Below are 3,228 nucleotides of genomic sequence, written 5' to 3' on the forward strand. Positions count from 1 at the left end.
TTTGTATTAGCGCCGCTGGTTTTTGCGGGAAAATTTTTGTCACTTGAGGCGCTTAAACAATCTTGTTGGGCATTTTTGGCTTTTTGCGCGGCTTCTTCGGCGACCTATGTTCTCAATGACCTTAAAGATATAGAAAAAGATCGCAAGCATCCTGTAAAGCGCTTAACACGTCCTTTGGCCTCAGGAGCTGTCAGTCCTAAAACAGCCAAATTTATTTTGTTATTTTTGTATCTTATTCTGTGTATCTTTCTCTTCTACCCTTTTACACGAAAATTTATGATTCCTATTTTGATTTATCTTATCTTAAATGTCTTTTACAGTTATAAACTCAAACACATGCCTGTTTTAGATATATTTTGTATCGCCACGGGATTTATACTTCGCATCCTTGCTGGAGGAATGGCTATTTCTGTTCCCATATCTTCCTGGATGCTGATTACCACTCTATGTCTGGCCTTATTCCTGGGCTCAGTCAAAAGACTTCAAGAGACTCGCCTTCAAGGAGATAACGCTCGCAAAGTCCTTCAATGCTACACCTTGAAACTGCTTGAAAGTTACGCCCTAATTTCCGCTACTGGAGCATTAGTGTTTTACAGCCTATTTGTTATTACTTCTAGACCCGAATTGGCGCTTTCGGTGCCATTTGTCATCTTTGGACTTTTTCGCTACTGGTTTATTGTAGAAGCACAAGGGAAAGGAGAATCACCCACGGAGGCTCTATTGAAAGATGTACCGTTGGGCGTAACGGTTGTACTCTGGATACTATTTTGTCTCTGGCGACTTTGGCCAGAAGGACCCTTTAGCTTAGTGGGGAAATAGTATTTATTTTAACCTTCCAACGGAGGCACTTTTAAAAGAAAATCCTTACAGACATGTATAGGACGTTAGCTCCTAATTTTGGGAATAATTCTGTTCAGATGAGAATAGCAATAAAATATACCCTTTTTGCCATCGTTTCTATTATTTTCAATGTATTGTGCCAATGGGCTGTTTTAAGAGTATATAAAGGGCAATTTGATATATACCTTGCTATGGCAGTTGGCACGTTGGCAGGGTTACTTGTTAAGTATTTTTTAGATAAAAATTACATTTTCTACCATAAAACAGAAAATTTCTTAGACAATACACGCAAGTTTGTACTTTATTCCTTTATGGGTGTGTTTACCACTATGATTTTTTGGGGAGTGGAGTTAACTTTTTATTTTTTGTTTAAAGCACCAGTGGCCAAGTATATAGGAGCGGTAATAGGACTTACTATTGGATATTATATAAAATATCAATTAGACAAAAAGTTTGTATTTAGTTAAGGTATGGAGGTTGGAAATGAAAATTGCAAACTGGGGGAATTATCCTGTAATAGAAGCTGATGTAATAGGGGAAGAAGTTGCCTCTAGAATAACTAAATTATTAGTTAAAGAAAAAAATCTAATTCCCAGAGGTTTGGGACGTTGTTATGGAGACTCTTCTCTTTATTATAAAGTTTTATCCATGACTAAATTAAACCATATGCTAGATTTTGACGAAAAAAATGGCATTCTTACTTGTGAAGCAGGGCTCAGTTTAAGGGAAATCCTTGATGTATTTGTTCCAAGAGGGTGGTTTTTACCTGTAACACCTGGAACAAAATTTGTTACTGTTGGGGGAGCAATTGCGTCAGATGTGCATGGGAAAAACCACCATAAAGAGGGCTCGTTTTGTAATCATATTCTCTCTCTAGATCTTTTATTGCCTAATGGAGAAATTGTTTCTTGTTCAAGAGAAAAAAATAAAGACCTGTTTTGGGCCACATGTGGTGGTATGGGACTTACGGGGGTTATAGTAAGAACTACTATAAAAATGAAAAAAATAGAAACAGCATATATTATAAAAAAAACTTTAAAGGCGAATAATATAGATGAAATATTGGATTTATTTGAAGAATATAGTGGTGCTACTTATTCAGTAGCTTGGATTGATTGTTTACAAAAAGGTGATAATTTAGGGCGTTCTGTTTTGTTTGTTGGAGAGCATGCAAAGTTAGATGAATTATCACCCACCTTACGCAAGAAACCCTTAGAAATTCCTAAAAAGAAAAAGTTTACCGTGCCATGTTTTTGCCCTAATTTTGTGCTTAATAAATATACAATAAAGTTTTTTAATGTATTTTATTATAATACGACAAACAAACAGACAGCTATTGTAGATTATGACAGCTTTTTTTACCCTTTAGATAGTATTTATAATTGGAATAAAATATACGGCAAAAGGGGATTTTTACAATATCAATTTGTTCTACCTAAAGAAGCAGGTAAAGAAGGATTAAAAGTGATTTTATCCAAAATTGCAGAAAGTGGGTTTGGTTCTTTTCTAGCCGTGCTGAAATTGCTCGGGAAAGAAAGCGGAGGATTGCTCTCCTTTCCTTTAGAAGGTTACACTTTAGCCTTGGACTTTCCAGTATGTGAAAGAGTATTTAAGTTGCTTGAAAAGTTGGATAAGATCGTTATTGATTATGATGGCAGAATATATCTCACAAAAGATGCAAGAATGAAAAAGGAAACGTTCCATAAAGGTTATTCTAATTTGGAGAAATTTTTAATAATTAAATACAAAGTTGATCCTGAAAATAAGTTTCGGTCTTTACAATCTCAAAGATTAGGAGTTTAGACATGGAAAACTATTTACTTATTTTAGGAGCAAATTCTGATATAGCTAAAGCAACCGCCCATAGATTTGCTAAAGAAGGTTATAATTTATACTTGGCTAGCAGGGATATAGAAAAATTAGAAGTGATAGCAAGAGATATTGAAGTGAGATATAAAGTCAAAGTCAAACCTTTATATTTTGATGCCTTAGATTATCTGTCGCACCAAAGATTTTATGAAAGTCTCCATCCAAGGCCAAAGGGAGTTGTTTGTGCTGTCGGTTATTTAGGAAATCAAATTAAAGCTCAAAGTGATTTTGAGGAAGCTAAAAAAATTATTGGTACCAATTTTACTGGTTGTGTTTCTATTCTTAATATTATTGCTAATGATTTTGAAAAAAGGAAATATGGATTTATTGTTGGCATAAGTTCAGTGGCTGGCGATAGAGGAAGAAAAAGCAATTATATTTACGGCAGTGCTAAGGCGGCTTTTACGACTTATTTGTCAGGTTTACGAAATAGGTTATTTAAAACAGGCGTTCATGTAATCACAGTAAAACCAGGTTTTGTGCAAACGAAAATGACCCAAGGGATGAACTTGCCAAAAA

The 3,228-nt window shown here is 34.9% G+C and carries 4 protein-coding genes; all 4 read left to right on the forward strand.

The features are described 5' to 3' along the window. Positions 1 to 819: decaprenyl-phosphate phosphoribosyltransferase (locus ACY2V1_RS03765; protein WP_461833461.1), on the forward strand; the 819-nt coding region annotated here is incomplete at its 5' end. A gap of 53 nt (positions 820 to 872) precedes the next feature. Beyond that, on the forward strand, positions 873 to 1,307 hold the full coding sequence (locus ACY2V1_RS03770; protein ID WP_461833462.1) for a GtrA family protein: 435 nt from the start codon (positions 873 to 875) through the stop codon (positions 1,305 to 1,307). Between the two features lie 16 nt (positions 1,308 to 1,323). Further along, entirely contained in the window at positions 1,324 to 2,643 is a 1,320-nt protein-coding gene (locus ACY2V1_RS03775; protein ID WP_461833463.1) for an FAD-binding oxidoreductase, read from the forward strand. Positions 2,644 to 2,645: 2 nt separating this feature from the next. Next, positions 2,646 to 3,228, forward strand: a 583-nt coding sequence (locus ACY2V1_RS03780) for an SDR family oxidoreductase (RefSeq protein ID WP_461833464.1), incomplete at its 3' end; no start/stop codon positions are given.

Source organism: Desulfothermus sp., from assembly GCF_053993635.1.